This window comes from Corallococcus sp. CA054B (assembly GCF_003611625.1).
Taxonomy (GTDB): Bacteria; Myxococcota; Myxococcia; order Myxococcales; family Myxococcaceae; genus Corallococcus; species Corallococcus coralloides.
Window position 1 is genome coordinate 1 of record NZ_RAVY01000104.1, and the last position, 17,135, is coordinate 17,135.

Consider the following 17,135-nt stretch of genomic DNA (forward strand, 5'->3'; position numbering starts at 1 on the left):
CAGCGCTTCCGCCCCCACGCGAGTGCACGGCAACGGCTCCTCCGCATCCGCCCCCGCCATCCCCACCGGCCCCTGCGACGCCGCCATCGCCCAGGCCGCCGCGGCCCGGCTCACGGGCACCCGAGCGACGAAGAACCCCGGTGACTTCACCCGCCGCAGCGTCGGCCCCGTCCCCAGCCAGTGCTCCACCGGAGGCACCCAGCGCGCCTCCAACCCAGAGCGGCGCAGCCGGTACGTGCCCTCCCGTTCCACCAGCGCTTCGGGCAGTCCCACCGGACGCGGCCCGGGATCCACCGGGGTCGTGAGCGCATGCAGCAGCAGCGTGGGATCGTCCCGCACGTCCGCGGGACCCGACAACGCGCGCAGCAACGGAGCCATCCGCTCACGCTTCGGTGAACCCTCCGGAGGCAGCGGCCTGCCCGCCAGCACCTGGGCCACCAGGTCCCGCAGGTTCGAATAGAACTGCCGGTCCCTCGGGTCCGCGCCCTCCCGCGTCGACGTGGGCATCCGAGCCGCGCGCAGCGCCGGCAGCACCTCCCGCGCCTGGAGCCGGGCCGCCGCCATGACCGCCGTCACCCGCACCTCCGCGTCGGCGTCCACCAGCGCGGAGCGCAGCACCGCGTCGACGTCCGGATTCGACGCCGCCTGATCATGGATGAGCCAGCGCAACACCTGCCGCCGCTGCTCCTCCCCCGGCAGGTGCGCGAACAGCACCGAGCGGTCCGGATGCGCCTCCTTCTCCGCCTTCAGCCGCGCGAACGCCTCCTCCGTCCCATCCGGCACCAGCGACGCCAGCACGCGCTCCGCGGTCCGCGACACGCTGAACTCCGGATGGAAGCGCAGCGCCGCCACGCGCTCCATTGACGCCCGCTCGCGCAGCGCCTCCGTGGCCAGAAGCCCCAGCAGGACCTCTCGTGTCTCCGACGACGTCAGCAGCGCCGCGAGCGCCGGGGCCTCCAGCACCGGCACCGCCTTGCGCACGGCCGCCCATTCCCCCACGGCGTCAGGTCCGGAGAACTCGAGCACCCGCAGCCGGAGCACCGGGTTGAACGTGTAATGGAGCGCCGAGTCCGTCGCGCGCTTCACGTACACCGCCAGCTCCGGCTCGCCAGGGATGAGCGGAGGCGTCTGGCTTTCGGACTGGAGGAACCAGCCCATCGCCTCCAGCACCCGGTCCATCGCCTCGAACGAAACCTCCGGCAAAGCGACGAGGGCAGGGGAGCGCATCAGACGGGTTTCACTCGCGCATGCAGGGACTCACCCACCCGCGCCACCGGCCGCCCCTCCAGGCCCGCGAGGTACGCGCGCGCCGCCCAGAAGAGGTCCTTCCACTCCAGCGTGCCCGCCGCCGCCTTCAGGGGAAATGCCTCCACGAACGCCTCCCACGCCGGGCGCACCTCCTGGGCCGGGGCCTTCCGCAGCCGGGCCGTCGCCAGGTAGCGCACGAAGCCCTGGACGTTGAACCCGAACGTCTGCCCCGGCGTGAAGTCCTCCGTCAGCGCACCGCCGCCCACGAACCGCGCCGCCAGCTCCGGCGGCCCCAGCGCCAGCGCCACCAGTCCACACCGGTACGCCAGGTCCTCGTGCAGCGTCCGGCGCACCTTCATCAGCGCCTCCAGCCACGCCTCCACGGGCGTGCTCGCCAGCAGCCCCTCCAGCACGCCCGCGCACTCCTGCGCGTTCACGAACGACACCACGTTGATGACCTGCGCGGGCCGCAGGGAGTCGAAGTCCCTCGCGACCTGCTGGAGCGCGGGTCCGGCCAGCCGCGACAGGGGCTCCGCCACCGCCCGGCCCTCCGAGGGCTCGCACAGCACCAGTGCCATGCTGAGCGTGTTGCTCAGGGGCCCCGCCTCCCGCGCGGGGACGTTCACGTTCTTCAACGCGGAAGGCGTCAGGAGCCTCAGCGTCTCCTTCGCGTTCGCGCACTCACGGCCCCCGGAGAAGAGCGCGCTCCAGGTGCTGGGGATGTTGACCGGTTGCTCCGCCATGCGTCCTCCATCGCCCGTCATTGCTGCTTCTGCCGCTTCTCGAAGATCGCGAGGTGGCGCTCCCTGCGCTTGCGGTACACATCCTTGACGTGCTCCGCGGCCTGCCGCAATCGCCCGGGAAGCTCACCGTTCTGCATCTGTGCCTGGAGCTTGGGCAGGACGCGCGACACCGCCTGCACGCGCGGGTTCTTGCGCCGAGCCAGCCGCTGCGCGTTGTCCTCGGCCCACGCGGCGAAGTCCAACCCCTGCGCCACCTCCACCAGCGTGTCGATGTCCTTCTCCGTCAGCGTGAACTCCTCCAGGTAGTCCTCCAGCTTCCCGTACGCCTTGACCTCATCCGGGAAGCCCGCCGCGAGCAGCACCAGTCCCTTGGCCTCGCCCTCGCCCAGCTCGCCAATGGTCTTGAGGGGCGTGTCGCAGTACGGGCACGCGTTCGGGTCCGGCACCACCTCCGTGTCGCGCTTCGTGACCACCAGCTTGTGATGCACGGTGAACTTCGAACCGCACATGTAGCAGGTGACTGTCCTGGATGGAGGACCACGCATGGCGTCTTGACCTCATGGGGGCCATCGCCCCGGGAGCAGATCGATGAGACGGCGGCCAAAGGTCTCCGCGTCCACCTCGATGGGTTGTGAATAGTAGCCCGGCCCGCTCGAGTGGTACGCGCCGCCGGCGCCGGGAAGGTTGCCTTCCCACAGTGCCGCGAGCGGATGCGCGGATTTGCGCCCCAGCGACAGCTGATACGCCTGATAGGCCTGATAGTAGTGCCGGCTCTCGTGGACGATGGTGCCCACCGCTTCGCCCACCGTCAGCCCCCTCGCGAGGACCAGCCGGCCCCGCTTCCGGTACGGTTTCAGCCGCCCGCCCTTGAGCTTCTGGAAGTTCCAGCTCATGTAGCCATAGTCATACGGCAGGCGCTTGAAGAGGACGTCCGGCCGCCGTGACTTCGGGATGCCCAGCGCCTCCATGGTGGCCTCCACCGCCTCGCGCAGCGCCAGCTCCTTGTCGATGGGCGACAGCCCGGTGAAGCGCTTGGGGTCCAGCTCGGGAATCTGCACGAGCCGGTCGCGGATGTCGCGCAGCTGCGCGCGCTCGAAGGGCTGGAACTTCCGCGACTGCCACAGCTGGGACTCGGTGATGTCGAAGCCCCCCCATCCCAGCACCGAGCCCCCCACGAGCGTGCGGACCCGCTTGGTTTCGTCCAGCCCCGTCACCGAGTCGACCACGTCCTCCACCGAGGCCGCCTTGACGGGTGCGGGAGGCATGAACTTCTCGTCGATGCGGACGATGGTGCCCGCGACGTCGTCGGGGTTCAGCCCGCGCACCAGGGGCGGCCGGCCCTCCTGTTGGATGCCGTGCTTCGCGAAGAGGCCGGTGCCGGGTTCGGCGCCGTTCACGGCTTCCTCCACCCGCTTGAGCGCCTGATCCGCGACGCCGAGGTCATTCGACTTGAGGGCCGCCTTCAGGTCCGCCTGGAGCTGTTGGACGCGCGCCAGGTCCTCCACCGCGCCCTCCGGCAGCTTCCGGGTGAGCAGATCCAGCTCGCGCCAGGCGCCGGCCACCCGCTCGACGCGCGTGGCCAGGGTGCTGGAAGGCATCTTCGTCTTGGGCCCGACGCGCAGCTCGATTCTCACCCGCCACTCATCCAGGGCGGTCTTGATCGCCGCGACGTGCGCCGGGCCCAGCTGGTGGGCGCGCGTCCAGTTGGGATCGTCCAGCGCCTCGCGCAGCAGCTCGAAGTTGCGAGGCAGGGTCCCGCCGGTTGAGGTGAACCTGCGGAAGCGAGGCTCTTCCTTGCCACCCTTGACCTCCATGATGTGGAGGTCCGCCTTCGTGGGATTGACGCCGTCATCGAACTGGAACAGCAGCTCGTCGAAGCCGCTGCCCTGCTCGCCCTTGGGCTTGAAGGTGACGCGCTGGAACTCCTTGCCAGGCCCCAGCCGGTCGCCCAGGTTCTCCTCGGTCATCCTCAGGGAGGCGACCTTCTCCAGCTCGTCGCCCTCCCTGCGGATGAAGTCGCCGCGTTTCTCCCAGCGGTTTCCCGAGCGGGCGGAGTGGATCTCCTCGATGAGGATCTTCTCGCCGTTCGCCTGGGTCTTCTCGACCAGGCGGTAATAGCGCTTCTCGTACACGCGGCGCTTCTTGCTGAACTTCAGCTCCTCCCAGGCCGGCCCCACCTGGGCCAGCGACTCTCCTTCCTCCAACTCCTGCGTGGTGCGCTGGAGTTGCGCCTCCGTCAGCGGCTTGCGCTCCATCGAGCCGATCTTCGGATCCTCCAGGTCGGGCCGCCGGAGGGAGTACGGGCCCACGTCCGCGCTCTCGTGAACGTGAGCGGTCTGGGGCCAGTCGCCCTCGGCCAGGTCCCCCTTGGGCACTTCGGGTTCGCCAGGAGGCTTGGGAGCCTCCACCGTGGGTGGCTTCGTCTCCGGGACCACCACCTCCGGCGGCTTCGGCGCGGCGAACAGCTCCATTTGCTGGGGCGTCGGCACCTCCGGCCCCGGCGGCTTCGCCGGCTTCGGCGCGGTGAACTCCATCTCCAGCTGCTTGGGCTTCTCCACCTCCGGTGGCTTTCCCTCCGGAGCCGGCGGAGTCCCGGGCGGTTCCTTCTTGGTGAACAGCCGTGGGGGCTCATTCAGGTACTGCGGCTTCTGGCGCACGCCCTGGCCGAACTCCGCCATCTCCACCGGAGTGAAGGCATCCACCTCCTTCAGCCGCTGGCGCAGGTTCTCCAGCGTCTTCTTTCCCTGCCGGATGCGGCGGGTCGCCTCCGCGGGCTCCAGGGTCACGCCGCGCTTGCCCTCCAGCGATGTGAGCAGCGATTCCTGGGCGGATATCTCCAGGCGCAGCTTCTTGCGGTAGAGCTCGAACTGCTTCTCGATGGGCAGCTTGTCCCAGTGCCGCAGCGCCGTTTCGTCCAGCGACTTCACCAGCTCGCGCGTCGCCTTGTCGTGGCGCTGGAGCAGGTGCAGGCCCTCCTCGCCCAGCTCCGACAGGTCCGCGCCCGCCTTGACGAGGATGGTGGGCTTGCCGCGCCGGAACATGGTGACGGCCTGCGCGGACTTGCTGCCGGTGAGCGACTCGAAGTCTCCCTCGGAGAGCAGCTCGATGGGCGTGTTCGCGAACGCCTTTCGCTGCGCGGGCGGGATGTGCTCCAGCAGCTCCTTGCGCATGGCGCGCTGGAGCTGCTTGCGGTCGAAGTCGCCCGACATCTGCTTGAGCAGGCCGTCGTCGAACTCGCGCAGGAACTCCTTCATGTTCCCGGCGGGGTTCTCCGCCTTCCACTTCTTGAAGAGGGTGAGCCTCTCCTTGGGCGTGCCCCGGAAGTGGAGCAGGTCCTGGGTGCGCGGCGGCACGTGGGGCTTGGAGATGCCGCCCAGCGCGCCCAGGCCTCCAGCCATCACCGCGCCCGGCGCCGCCTGCATCGCGGTGCCGGCCAGCACGTTGAAGAGCGCGTTGCCGCCCTTGTAGTTCTCGTCGTTGAGGACGTTGCCCAGGAACGCGGAGGGCACGGACTGCGCCAGGCCTTCCGCGCCCTGGGCCAGGCCGTGCGCCGTCATCCGCGCCACCACGCCGCCTTCCTCCGCCATGCGCGCCAGGAACCCCAGCTTGAGCAGCTTCGTGCCCATGCCGGCGGTGGCCACGGCGGTGAGTGCATCCACCGCGCCCACGCCCGCGTCGACGGCCGCCTCCTCCCAGCCGTAGGCGCTGCCCTTCATGGCGGCCTTGGTGAGCATCGTCACCGCGGCTGTCGCCACCGCCGTGCCCACCAGCACCGGCGTGCTGGCCATGAACGCGCCGAATGCGGCCCAGAACCCCGCGCCCGCGGGCGGGAAGAAGATGCTGACGATGACGCCGATGATGACCACCACCGCCATCACCACCACGGAGAGGATGGTCACCAGCCGGTCGGTGATGAAGTCCACCTGCTCGCGGTGCATCTGCACCGCCTCATCGGCGTAGTCCCCCTGGCGCTGCACGCGCTCGGACTTCTTCTCCCAGTCGTCCTGCCACTTGCGCAGCCCGTCGACGGTGTAGTCCTTGTCCCCGGGCTTGGGGCGCATCCGCTCGTGCAGCTCCAGCGCGCTCACCTCGGCGTCGAGCGCGGACGCCTGGTCCAGCAGCAGCTGGTACTCCGACGACGCCATGCTGTTGGTGGAGCGCGCCTCGAAGTGCACCCGGCGCCAGGCCCGGTCCGCCTTCTCCCGGGGCGTGACGGGCTCGCCGTAGTCCACCATGTCCATGATGTCGAACTCTTCGCGCCCGCCCAGCTCCTCGTCGATGCGATCACGGAAGCGCTCGAAGGGCGTGCGCGTGTCGCCAGGGTCGGCGGGGTGGTCCTTGGCCCACTCCTCGGCCATGGCCTGGATCTCCGCCTTCGTCTTCCCGGCGAAGACCTCCTTGAGCGCGTCCTCGTCCGTGCCCACGCCCTGCACGGCGTACTGCACGATCTCGGCGTCGGTGAGGTAGCCCTTCTCCAGGAGCGCCGCGACGGCCTCCCGGTCCGCGCCGGACGTGTCCATCAGGACGGCCTGCTCGAAGGTCGCCTGAAGGTGCGTGCCCTCCACGTAGGCGCTGTCGTACTCGGCCGCCAGCGCCTTCATGTTCGCCGGGGCGTCGGCCTGGGCCTGGGCCTTCGCCTTGACGTCCACCTCCTTGCGTTCCTTCGAGATGCGGGCCTGGACCTTCTCCGGGCTCCACTTCTCCAGGAACTCCAGCTCGCTGATGCGGCCCTTGCGGCGGTCCTCCTCGGTGAGCGGGCCTTCGCTGGCGGGTTTGACCTTCGCCTCGTCCAGCGCGCGCTCGATGTCCAGCCGCTCCTGGATGTCCAGGTAGCCGTCGCGGCGCGCGTCGGCGATCTGCCGCTTGCCCTGCGCGGACATGGCATCGCGGATGACCTTGTCGTCCGCGTAGAAGACGCTGGTGTGCTCGATGCGGATGCGCGCGGCATCCACCTGGAGCCCCTTGTCGTCGCGCAGGCCCTCGATGAGCTTGAGGTCCTCGCCCTTCATCTCATCGTGGAACGCGGCGCTGAGCGCGCTCTCGCCCGCGGTGCGCTCGGTCCAATCCGGGCCGTATTGCTTCTCGTACGACGCGTCGATGGCCTGGTTGCGCTTGAGCAGCTCCGCGCGGAACGTCTTGGTGTCCCAGCCGTACTGCTGCGCGTCTGCCTCCGTCTCCTTGCGGATGCGGTCGTAGACGCCCTCCATGGCCTTGCGGTCGGTGCCCAGGCCAAAGAACCACCCGCCGCGCATGGCGCGGTCCATCTCGATGGCGCGCGCGTCCTCGGTGCGGCCCTCCACCAGGGCGTGCATCTCGTCCACGTCGTGCGTCTTGAGCGCGCCGCTGCGCAGCTCGTCGTCCATCTGGGCGACGAGGTCCTTGCCGTACTTCTGCTGGTAGGCCTTCTTGATGACTTCGATCTGCTCCGGCGTCTTGCCGCGAAGCAGGGCGAAGATGGCGTCCTCGTCCGTGCCCCAGCCGGTCCCGAGGAAGGTGCCCTCCATGGCGTCGTTCAGCTCGACGGCGGCGGCCTTGGCGGCGTTGCCGGAGAGCAGCGCTTCGGCCTTGTCCCAGTCGTGCGTGGTGGTGCTGAAGAAATCGTCCAGCTCGCTCTTGAGCCGCTCGCGCAGGTTCTCGTCGTGCTCCTGCTGGTAGAGGACCTCGATGTAGTGGCCCTGCAGCGGGTTGAGGTTGGCGAGCGCGTCGAAGATCTTCTTCTCGTCCGTGCCCCACTGGTCCACGCCCTCCCAGACCTTGAGGGAGATGTTGCGTGCGCGGTTGCTGAAGAGGGGCTCCTGCTGGTCGACGACGACCTTCAGCCGCTCCAGGTCGGTGGACGCGAGCAGCTCCTGCTCCAGGGCCTCCATCAGCGGCTTGCGCCGCTGCCCGGAGATGCGCACGGCCAGGCCCTCCGCGAGCGCCTGCACCGCGTCCTTGCCACCCTTGCCGTAGTAGGAGAGCAGGATGGCCTTCTGCTCCTCGCTGAGGGCGTTGTTGCCCTTGATGGCCTCCGCGTCCAGCTCCTCGCCCTGGCGCAGGCGCACCTCCGCGAGGAACAGCATGTTCTGATCCAACGACGTCTTGTTCTCCGCCGCGCGAGCGGCCTCCCACGCGCGGCTCTCGTCGTGGGCGGCCTCCAGCCAGTCGATGATCCACCCGAGCAGCCGGTCCCAGAAGCCGCGCTCGTAGCCGATCTGCTTCGCGTGCCAGTCGTGGATGACCTCCCGGGCCTCCTTGCCGGCGTCGCGCAGCTCCTTCTGGTAGCGCTCCACGCTCTGGTCGATGTCGCGCTTCGCCTTCGAGACGACCGCGCCAATCTCCTTGCGGCGGTCGTCCAGCCACTTCTTGGTGGGGCGGTACGCCTCCGTGGCGGCCTTGAGCTTCACCGGATCATCGCCGGCGTCCTTCTTGAGTTCCCACTCGTCCTGGAGCGCGGCCAGCTCGTAGGCGTGCATCTGGTCGGTCGAGGCCTTCGCGAAGGCTTCCTTGAAGCGCTTGCCGTTCTGGTCGTACCGGACGACCCAGTTGCTCACCTTGGTGTCGACGGCCGCGATGAGCGCGTCGCGCTTGCGCCGGGCCTCGGTCAGGTCGACGCCGCCCTTGATGGCGGCGGCCTTGGCCTCTGACTGCGCGTCGATCGAGGCGCGCATGCGCGACAGGGAATCAGCGAAGGACTTGCCGCCCTCCTCCAGGCTCTTCTTCGCCTCCTCGTGGGCCTTGCTGAGCGAGCCGGTGGTGGCGGCGTGCGAGTCCACCAGTTGCTTGCGGCGGGCCTCCACCTTCGCGTCCAGGTCCTTCTTCTGGATCTGCGCGGCGTCCGCGACGCGCTGGAGCTCCGCGGCGAAGATGGGGCGCTCCGCGGCGATGAGCGCCGTGCCCCAGGACGCATCCAGGCCGCCCGGGACATAGGCCTCGCGGGCCTTCTGGACGGAGGCGTCCGCGTACTTGTCCGGAGCGGCGAGCAGCCGCGCCAGCACGTCGCCAATGTCCACGCGAGCGAAGTCGGGGACGTTGATGGGCGCGGGGGCGGCCTGTTCGAGGACGGTGATGCCCTTCGCGGGTTCCTTGGGTTGGACCTTCGCCTTCTTCTGCTTGTCCGCGGCGGCGGTGATCTTCTTCTGGAGGCGCGTCCAGTCCTTGAGCTTCTCCGGGTCGGTGGGCTTGGGGCCGCCGGGCTTGTAGACGATGTCGCCGAGCGGGCCCTTGATGAGCGTGTGCCCGCCGTCGTCGCGCATGAGCTGCGCGCCAATCTCCGGCACGTGGCCCAGCGGGCTCTTCTGCAGGTCGGGGAGCCTGGCCTCCGTGACCTCCAGCTTCCGCTCGCACTTCGCATCCACCAGCGAGGACGCCTTGCCGGTGGGATCGTCCGGGATGGCCGGAAGGTCCTTGGGCTGCTTCGCCGGGGTGATGGCCTTCTTGCCTTCGTCCTCCAGTTGCTTGAGGCGCGCGGCGCGGACCGCGTTGGGGTCCACGGCGGCCTGGGTGATCTTGAACGTGTAGCGGGGCGCAGGTGGAAGCTTGGGCTCCGGGACCCGAGCCGTGCTGCTGGCGATGCGGCCCTTCCATGCGGCGACCGGATCCGCCTCCGTGCCCATCGCTGGCGCAGCGGGGATGGGCCCTGCCGCGACAGGTGCTGCCGGAGCAGGAGGCGGAGCGGGAAGGCGGGCAGGGGGCTCCACCGCCGCGACGGCACCCGTTGGATCCGGAGCGGTTTCGAGCCCGTGCTGGATGCCCTGGACGCCCTGCGCATGGGCCGCGGCCAGCTCCTTCTGCCAGTCCATGGCGGCCGGAGGCCCGGGCACCTTGGGGCCCGCGTCGACCATGGCATCCGTCTGGATGGAAGGAGGCTCCTGGGGCCCTGTGCCAGGGGGAGCCTGACGGACGAGGATGTGGACATTGCTCTGGCTCGACAGCTCGGTCACCAGCGTGTCGATGCGCGCGGCGTCGTCCATGCCGCCGGGAGCCGTCCCCGTGGGGATGGATGCAGGCGCGGGAGCTTGATCCGGCGTCGCCAGCTCGCCGCCCGCGCTGGGCGCATCGACGGTGGTCGCTGCAATGGCACCGGGGGAAGTGCTGCCACCCAGCCCCGCCGCTTCCGACTCCTCGGTGACCGTCGGGGGTTCAAGGTCTGAGGCACGGGCCTCGGCGAGCCGCGCGGCGGTGTCTCCGAGCTGTTCAGCGGAGCCCACGGGCAGGACTGCCATGCGCGCCGCATCACGCCGTCGAGCATCCTCCTCCTGCTGCGCGAGGGTCGCGGGTTGGGACGCGCCCGCCGGCTGCGCGAGCCCGGTGTTCGGCTGGGGCGAGAGCCCATGGATGCCCAGCTCCGCCTCGACGGCGCCGGGCGTGGAGAGCAGCGCGACCTCCGGTGGGTGGACCGGACAAGGCTCGAAGAGATGCGAGCGCGGACCGCCCAGCGTCCGCCACGCCGGGTCGCTCCATCGGCGCTCCAGGTCGCGCGCGGCATCGCGAAGCACGGGCCCATGGAGGGCAGGGGCCGCGCCCTTCAGTGACGCGAGCCGTGCCGCCAGCTCACGTGCGGGATTGGACGAAGAGGGGCCCCGGGGAACGACGCCCGGAGCCCAGGGAAGGGCCGCGGAGGACGAGGGAGTGCGCCCGGAGCTCTTCCGGAGCATGGCCTTGGCGGAGGCCTTCGGGCCCTGGTCACGGATGCGCACGGTCCCCCCCCGCACCATCAGTGCGAGGGACGCTAGGTCATCTCCACATCGAGGACCAGCGAGGCCCGGATGGGATGTCCATGACTGCTCCAGAAACGGTGGAGCAGGTCGAAGTCATAACTCTCCTGGACGCGAGGTGTGAGCTTGCGACCATCCAGCTCGTGCGGGAGTCCACGCGAAAGCAGCCCGTGCAGCACCCCGAGCAGCTCGTGTTCCTCCTCCGCGCGGTGGGACCACGCGGAGACGATGAGCCCCAGCCGCAGCGCACCGTTCTGCGCGACCGCCAACCGGTAGAGCGCGAGCGACACCGCGGGCCGCTTCCCCGCGAGCGCTTCCCGGGTGGGAGAGCCGTGGAGGATGTGGACCTCCTTGAGGAAGTGTTGTCTGAGCTGCGAGTCCAGTGCCTCCTGGAACACCTCCGCCACGCGCCGCAGGCGTGTGCCCGCATCCGAGGGAGCGTCCGCCTCCGGACGCCGGGAGAGCCGGCCCAGCTCATACAGCTCCAGCGCGACGGCGCGCTCCAGGTGCTCCTGGGCCAGCGGAGCACCGGCCTGTTCAGCAAGGAAGATGGCCTTGAGCGCGGCGTTGCGGATGTCGCCGCCCGCCAGCCGGTGCCGCTGCGCCAGGCCCGCCAGGTCGAGCGTCCCCGAGCGAGGCACGCCCTCCGGAAGCATCAGCTCCCAGATGCGGCGGCGCTCCTCGACCTCGGGGAAGGGGAACTCGATGCGCGCGTGGAAGCGGCGCAGGAACGCTTCATCGATGGCCGTCTGCAGGTTGGTGGCGAGGATGATCAGCCCGTCGTGACGTTCGATGCGCTGGAGGAGGAAGCCGACCTCCAGGTTGGCGAAGCGGTCATTGGCGTTGCTGACCTCCGTGCGCGAGGAGAACAGCGAGTCCGCCTCGTCGAAGAACAGCACGGCGCCGGAGCGCTCGCCGTGGGACAGCACCTCGTCGATGTTCTTCTCCGTCTCGCCCACGTACTTGCTGACGAGCCGGGACAGGTCGATGACGTACAGCGGCCGGCCCACCGCATGGGCGATGACCTCCGCGGCCAGGGTCTTGCCGGTGCCGGAGCGTCCGGAGAACAGCGCCACCGGGCCGGTGTGCAGCCGGAAGCGGCGAGACAGGCCCCGCTCCTCGGCCACGCGGTCGCGCTGCGCCACGTAGAACAGCAGCCGCTCCAACGCCGCGCGAGTGGTGTCCCGCACCACGAGATCCGCGAACGTCCGCGACGTCTCCAGGCGGTAGCCATGGCGCAAAGGCACCTGGACGAGCCGCGAGGCAGCCGCACGAAGCGCCTCCGCGTCACCGCCCGGAGCCGAGTCGAACACGCGGCGGATCTCCTGAAGCCCGCCCCGAAAGCCAGACGCCAGCCGTCCCGCGTCCGCCTCCGTCAATGGCAGTCCCCGGGTCCGGGCCTCCTCCACCCACAGGGCCCGCCGCTGGACGAAGCCCGGGGCGGGAGCTTCGTGGTGCGGTACAGCGACAGGCTGCGCGGAGTCCGCGAGCACCAGGGCCCGCCCGCCAAACCGTTGGCACAGTCCGGACAGCGTCTCGGTGACGGAGAGTGCCAGCCCCCGCTCGGCACCGGACAGGTCCACGGCCAGCAGGGCGCCGCGCACGGACGCCAGACGCCACAGGGCCCGGGCCATGGGAACCGGCTCCGGAGCCCCCGCCCACCGGGCGACGACCAGCGGCACCCCGGCTTCGTCAGCGAGTCCCAGCGCCACACCTAGCCGTTCGCCCTCGCCATGCACGACGGCGAACGTCCCGAGCGAGGAGGAAGGCAGCACCTCCGGTCCATGCCACTCCAAGGACAGCTCCCCCAGCACGGAGGGGCGGGGCAGCTCCAGCAGGGCCTCGCGGACCTCTGGGGCCAGGTCCACGGGCCGGAGCATGGGAGGAAAAGCGCCGGCCCCCGTCTGCACCAGACCCCCGCCCACCAGGAGCCCGCTGTCCGTCAGTGACGCCAGCAAGCGCTGCGCGCGAGCAGGCGTGCGTCCCAGGACGGTGAGCAGCAACCGCTCCACGTTCCAGCCCTGCGCGGTCTCGTCCTGGAGCACGGCGAACAGGCGCGAGTACCGGGGCTCCAGCCACGTCGCGAGCAGGAGCAGCAGCGCCTCCTCCTCAACGGTGTCCACGCGAAGCGAGGCCCGCAGCCGAGCGAAGGGGAGGGGCGGCGAAGCCCCCAGGAGCGGCGTCTCCGCGAGCGCGGAGCTGAAGGCGAGCTCTGCGGTGGAGGGGCGCACGGTGGTGCGCACGGCATCCCAGCCCGCTTCCTGTTCCCCCCGGAGCTTCGACGCGCGGGCCTCCTCCAGGTCACACACCTGGACGAGCAGCGCATCCAGACGCCTCAGCGTCTCCCCCCACAACGGATCCATGGGCGCCTCCAGCCGGCCAGCATACGGAGGGCGGGTGGATCCGGCCATGGACGGGCCCGCGGGGCAGGTGCCACTGCGTTGGTATTCCGCCAATGGATTGGAGGAACTGCTGACCGGGTGGCGGGGCGGGTGGTAGAGACCGGCACATGACTCAGAGTGGTACTGAAGGGGTGTCGGCCCTGGACTTCCGGGAGGCGATGTCCCGGTGGGCGAGCGGGGTGGCGGTGGTCTCCGTCCGTGACGCGGACGGGATCGCGGCGACGACGGTCAGCTCCTTCAGCTCCCTCTCCCTGACGCCTCCGCTCATCGTCCTGGCGCTACAGCAGTCCTCCCGCACGCTTCCGCGGGTGGAGGCCGCCCGCCGCTTCAGTGTGAGCGTGCTGTCCACCATCCAACGCGACGTGTCGGTCCGCTGCGCGACGGGGGAGGCCGAAGGCCGGATGTTCGACGAAGGCGCCTTCGTGCAGGACAGCCTGGTGGGTCTGGCGTGCGCTCTGTTGGATGTGCACCGTTACGGCGATCACCTGTTGCTGGTGGGCCGTGTGGAGCGCATCCAGCGGGGAGTAGATGGAGAACCGTTGCTCTACTGGAACCGGGCGTATCGCGCGCTGACAGCGCACCCGGAGCCAGGGCCCGCCCCGAAGTAGCGAACGCGTAGCTGAAACCTCACTGAACCCGGAAAGGACGCACCCCAATGCCCTTCACGCTGCCCGAGCTTCCCTACAAGAAGGACGCGCTGGCCCCTCACATGAGCCAGGAGACGCTGGAGTACCACCACGACAAGCACCACGCGACCTACGTCAACAAGCTCAACGAGCTGACCGCCGGCAAGCCCGAGGCCACCAAGTCGCTGGAGGACGTCATCCTCGGCAGCGACGGCGCCGTGTTCAACAACGCGGCCCAGGTGTGGAACCACACCTTCTTCTGGAACTGCATGAAGCCGGCCGGCGGTGGCAAGCCGACGGGTGACATCGCGGCCGCCATCGACCGCGACTTCGGCTCCTACGACGAGTTCAAGAAGCAGTTCACCGAGGCCGCCATCACGCAGTTCGGCTCCGGCTGGGCCTGGCTGGTGAAGGACGGCAACAAGCTGGCCATCATGAAGACGGCCAACGCGGACCTGCCGATGAAGCACGGCAAGAAGGCCCTGCTCACCATCGACGTCTGGGAGCACGCCTACTACATCGACTACCGCAACCTGCGCCCCAAGTTCATCGAGACCTTCCTCAACAGCCTCGTGAACTGGGACTTCGTGAACGAGAACCTGAAGAACGCCTGATGTGAAGTGAAGTCACGGGAACCGCGCGGCCCGGCTCGGCACGGTCCGGAGCGGCGCGGTTCTCGGATGCATTCAGGGGTGCTCCGGGGCGGACCGGGCTTGCGCCAGTCCCTCCACCAGGAACAGCCGCGAGAGCGCCTCGTTGTAGCTGTAGGCGTAGGACCGTCCGTCCTCGGAGATCGCCATCGTCATCACGGAGATGAGGCCCGGCATGACGCCCCCCGCTGGGACGGTCAGGTGCGGCGTGCTCACGCCGGTCTTCACGTCGACCCTGGAGACGCGCACCGGAAGCGAGACGCTTCGCACGTAGAGCGCCGTTCCGCTCGCGTCCCAGCCCACCACCCAGTGATCCGTGAAGCGGCCGGGGACGGTGCCCAGCGCCTCACCCGTCTGGGAGAACAGGCGGAGGCTTCCCTCCGCGTCCACGGTCGCGAGGCGGAGGCCATCGGGTGAGATGGCCGTGTAGAAGCCCGTGCCTTCCGCCGTGATGGGCCTGGGGGCTCCGGCGCCGGGTTCGAAGACCCAGAGTCGCGCGGGACGTCCCTCTTCGTGCGCGCGCAGGAGCAACCGCTTCCCATCCGGGAACCAGCGCGCGGAGAGCACCGCGGTGACGGGCGCAATCGACAGCGACCGGGGCTCGCCGGCGCCCGTGGGCAGCAGCAGGAACTCCATCCGCTCGCCGTAGCGCACCGTCAGCACCTGCTTGCCGTCTGGAGACAGCGCCATGGGGATGCCGTCGCCCAGGCGGATGGGTGGGGCGCCATCGGTGGTGCGCAGATAGGCGCCGTAGGTGGGACCCTCCACCTCCGCGCCCTCGGCGAAGAGGAAGGTCCGGCCGTCGCGGGACATGTCCGTCATGAACGACGAGTCCGACCACGTCAGGTCCTTCTCCGCGCCCGCGTGCCCGAACGCCAGGCCCGTGCGGATCACCGGGTGATCCACCAGGACGGAGCCGTCCCGGGAGATGTCATGCAGCACCATCCGCCCGGCGATCCGATCCACCGGCCGCGTGGTGCCGTGCAGGTCGACCGCGAACAGCTCGGAGTCCGCGCCCGTCCGGGAGGCGGTGAACCACACCTCGCGTCCATCGGGAGCCCACGCCAGCCCCCGGATGCTCGCCCAGTCCGAGGAGAGCTCGCGGGGCGGACCGTCCTTCTCCAGCACCCAGACCCCGCCCCGGTCGTCCTTGGGGTGCTCATGGAACAGGAAGGCAATCCGCGCCCCGTCGGGGGAGACGCGTGCGTGGCTGATCCATCCCTGGGATTCGAAGCGCACCGTGCCGGGGGGCTGCTCCAGCCGGAAGTTCTCGCCCACGCGGCGCACCACCGCGAGCGGTCCATCCGCACGCCCCCAGTCCGCCTCCAACACGCCATCCAGCACGGCCCGGGGCGCGCCGCCCGCGAGTGGCATCAAGCCCAGCGTCCCGCTGCCGTGGTCGGCGTCGAAGAACCGGGGCTCGAGCAGCACCGCCAGATCCCCCTTCGAAGACGCGGCGAGCACATCCGCGTGCTGCCCCAGCGGCTGTGACAGCGGACGCTCCGTGCGCGCGCTGTAGAGCTGCGCGGGTCCTCCCTCCCACGCCGCGCCATAGAGCAACGTGTGTCCGTCCGCGGAGAACCGGGCGTTGAGCACGTGGCCCCGGCGGAACGTGACGGGGCGGTACGTCGGGCTCGATGACTGCGCCGTCGGCACCGCCGGAGTCGCCGACCTGGGTCCGAACGCGAGGAAGCCACCGGCGACGGACAGCAGCACGACCGCCGCCCCCGCCAGCAGGGCAGGGCGTGGGAGCACCCGGCGCCGCGCGGCCAGGGGCGCACCGCGAGCCGCGATGGACTCCAGGGCGAAGGCCAGGTCCTGCGCGGACTGGAACCGTTCGCCGGGGTCCTTCGCCAGACAGCGAGCAATCACCGTCCCCAATTCCCCCGGCAGCACGGGAGGCACATCGCGGAGCGCGGCGCTCATCCGCTCCACCGGGCTGTCACCGCCAAAGGGAGCATGGCCGCTCACGGCCTCGTAGAGCACCGCGCCGAGCGAGAACACATCCGCGCGAGCATCCACGCCCTGCCCGCGGATCTGCTCCGGAGCCATGTACCCGGCGGTGCCCACCACCGCGCCACTCTGGGTGAGCGAGGCGTCCTCGATGCGCTCGGTGAGCCGGGCCAGCCCGAAGTCGAGGACCCGCGCGCTGCCGTTCGAGCACAGGAAGATGTTCGCGGGCTTGAGGTCGCGGTGGATGACGCCACGCGCGTGCGCGGCCGCGAGCCCCTGTGACAACTGGATGCCCAGCCGCACCGCCTGCTCCGGTGGCATCGGCCCACGCATCAGCCGAGCCCGCAGGGTGACCCCCTCCAGCCACTCGGTGACGAGGTACGGCACGTCCTCCTGGGTCCCCACGTCGAACAGGGTGAGCAGGTGGGGATGGGACAGCGCGCCCACCGCGCGAGCCTCCAGCTGGAAGCGGGCCAGGCGCTCCGGATCCCGGGCGAAGCGGACCGGGAGCACCTTCAAGGCCACGTCCCGTCCCAGCCGCCCATCGCGAGCCCGGTACACGTCCCCCATCGCGCCACTGCCCGCATGGTCCACGATGACGTACGGCCCCACCTGCTCCCCAGGCGCGAACGAGCGGGGCGGAGGCGCCGCTTCCGCGAACCGGCCCTCCGCGTGCCACGTCGCCGCGACGGCCGCGAGCAGCGACCCGCAGGAGTCACAGCGGGACAGGTGCGCCTCGGCGAGGGCGCGCTGCTCGTGCGGCAGGCGGTCCTCCACGAAGGCGAGAATCGTTTCCTCGGAGGGACATCCCGACATG

8 protein-coding genes are annotated in these 17,135 nt (G+C 70.2%); 2 read left to right on the plus strand and 6 right to left on the minus strand.

Annotated features, from left to right (window positions below; genetic code table 11):
* From D7V80_RS23690 to D7V80_RS23710, 5 genes are all read right to left on the minus strand, one after another.
* On the minus strand, window positions 1-1,227 hold a 1,227-nt coding region (locus tag D7V80_RS23690), incomplete at its 3' end, for a hypothetical protein (RefSeq protein ID WP_147447196.1).
* Entirely contained in the window at window positions 1,227-1,991 is a 765-nt protein-coding gene (locus D7V80_RS23695; protein ID WP_120590318.1) for a hypothetical protein, read from the minus strand. The genes D7V80_RS23690 and D7V80_RS23695, both read right to left, overlap by 1 nt.
* A gap of 17 nt (window positions 1,992-2,008) precedes the next feature.
* The gene (locus D7V80_RS23700) at window positions 2,009-2,536 is read right to left on the minus strand and encodes a hypothetical protein (protein ID WP_147447197.1); all 528 of its coding nucleotides are present in this window, start codon (window positions 2,534-2,536) and stop codon (window positions 2,009-2,011) included.
* A 12-nt stretch (window positions 2,537-2,548) separates the two neighbouring features.
* Window positions 2,549-10,669 (minus strand): hypothetical protein, encoded by an 8,121-nt coding sequence (locus D7V80_RS23705; RefSeq protein ID WP_147447198.1) that lies wholly within the window; start codon window positions 10,667-10,669, stop codon window positions 2,549-2,551.
* Between the two features lie 32 nt (window positions 10,670-10,701).
* Window positions 10,702-13,050 (minus strand): AAA family ATPase, encoded by a 2,349-nt coding sequence (locus tag D7V80_RS23710; RefSeq protein ID WP_120590320.1) that lies wholly within the window; start codon window positions 13,048-13,050, stop codon window positions 10,702-10,704.
* 146 nt (window positions 13,051-13,196) lie between these two features.
* On the opposite strand from D7V80_RS23710, the gene D7V80_RS23715 reads away from it, so the two are divergent.
* Window positions 13,197-13,697, plus strand: a complete 501-nt coding sequence (locus tag D7V80_RS23715) for a flavin reductase family protein (protein ID WP_120590321.1) — start codon at window positions 13,197-13,199, stop codon at window positions 13,695-13,697.
* 47 nt (window positions 13,698-13,744) lie between these two features.
* Entirely contained in the window at window positions 13,745-14,329 is a 585-nt protein-coding gene (locus D7V80_RS23720) for a superoxide dismutase (RefSeq protein ID WP_120590322.1), read from the plus strand.
* 72 nt (window positions 14,330-14,401) lie between these two features.
* On the opposite strand, the gene D7V80_RS23725 is transcribed toward D7V80_RS23720, so the two are convergent.
* A complete protein-coding gene (locus D7V80_RS23725; protein WP_120590323.1) occupies window positions 14,402-17,134 on the minus strand; it encodes a serine/threonine-protein kinase in 2,733 nt (910 codons plus the stop codon).
* Between the last annotated feature and the right edge of the window lies 1 nt (window position 17,135).

What these genes read in the sequence shown, in the direction of transcription:
- D7V80_RS23715 (WP_120590321.1), top strand. Translation starts at nt 13,197, where the DNA reads ATGACTCAGAGTGGTACTGAAGGGGTGTCGGCCCTGGACTTCCGGGAG.
- D7V80_RS23725 (WP_120590323.1), bottom strand. Translation starts at nt 17,134, where the DNA reads ATGTCGGGATGTCCCTCCGAGGAAACGATTCTCGCCTTCGTGGAGGAC.
- D7V80_RS23720 (WP_120590322.1), top strand. Translation starts at nt 13,745, where the DNA reads ATGCCCTTCACGCTGCCCGAGCTTCCCTACAAGAAGGACGCGCTGGCC.
- D7V80_RS23710 (WP_120590320.1), bottom strand. Translation starts at nt 13,050, where the DNA reads ATGGATCCGTTGTGGGGGGAGACGCTGAGGCGTCTGGATGCGCTGCTC.
- D7V80_RS23695 (WP_120590318.1), bottom strand. Translation starts at nt 1,991, where the DNA reads ATGGCGGAGCAACCGGTCAACATCCCCAGCACCTGGAGCGCGCTCTTC.
- D7V80_RS23700 (WP_147447197.1), bottom strand. Translation starts at nt 2,536, where the DNA reads ATGCGTGGTCCTCCATCCAGGACAGTCACCTGCTACATGTGCGGTTCG.